This window comes from Moorena sp. SIO4A1, assembly GCF_010672065.1.
Lineage (GTDB): Bacteria > Cyanobacteriota > Cyanobacteriia > Cyanobacteriales > Coleofasciculaceae > Moorena.
The window spans coordinates 1-1,089 of record NZ_JAAHHX010001009.1; the positions used below are offsets into that span (position 1 = coordinate 1).

At 41.7% G+C, this 1,089-nt stretch carries 1 pseudogene; it reads right to left on the reverse strand.

The features are described 5' to 3' along the window. Positions 1-55: 55 nt before the first annotated feature. Positions 56-1,080, reverse strand: a pseudogene (locus F6K53_RS46385) (ISAs1 family transposase). Positions 1,081-1,089: the final 9 nt, after the last annotated feature.

Sequence of the window (1,089 nt, forward strand, 5' to 3'; positions counted from 1 at the left end):
CTATAAGTCATAGCTATAAGTGAGACAGGGATTGCTTTGGCACACCGTCAAATGGCTACGACACGACCTTTTGCGTTCCAATCAACAGCAAAATCTTCTCGAGATCATGAGCAATCGACCGGAGTGCCGTGGTGATAGAAGAATAACCGTGGTAGCGTAAGATAGCGATGACTAAACTACGGATCATTGAGAGATTGGCAGGAGCATTACCAAATTGTATCCTAGAACTATCCTCATCAAGTACCACGTCCTTAACCCAATGTAAACGATTTTCAATTCCCCAATGACCACGAATGCCTTGGGCAAATTGTGCGGCATCGAGGCATTTACTACTAATATAATAAGCAAGTTGTTGGTAGGGCTTACCTGCTCTTGTACCGATGCGTTCTACTTTTACCAGACATGCTAGACCAATCCACTCGTCACTTATGCCTCTGAGGTCATCAAAAACAGATACAGTTCTAGTGGTGAGACGGTCACTTCTTTTTTCCCTGCTTATGTCAACACTTATGGGTTGAGTTTTTTGAGTGTTGAGTTTGATTTGTTTGTAGAGATTTTTTTGATTACCTTTCGCAGCAATCACATAGTCGTTTCCACTTTCGACAATTAGTTTTACAGTTTTTTTTGACAGTGTAAAGCATCAAAGCTCAATATTACTCCTTCTATCCCTAAATTGGCTAAAAGCAACTGCACAACGTCAATTTCACTACTTTCTTTATTACGAAATTGTTCTAGGGCTAGGGCGACTCCACAGCGACTACTGAAAACAGAAACTACCGAAACGAAGTCTTGATAAGCTTGAGCATAATTATTCACTGTCCCTTTGATACTTTTGCCATCAACTCCTAACCAATCACCCTCTTGGGTTGGCACAGCATCCCTAATCCAGTTGGTCAAAACTTGGGCTAATTGAGTAAAATCAATACTCATCATTACCCTCCGAAACGTCGAGTCTGAGGGAAAACCCATTGGTGGTAAATCTAAGTTTTCGAGCAAGGCTTGGTGATGACGACGAGCAAAATCTTCCAAGGCTCGATAACCATAACAATCGCTCATCGTTGCCATAATCACCAGCAGCAAAATTAACCA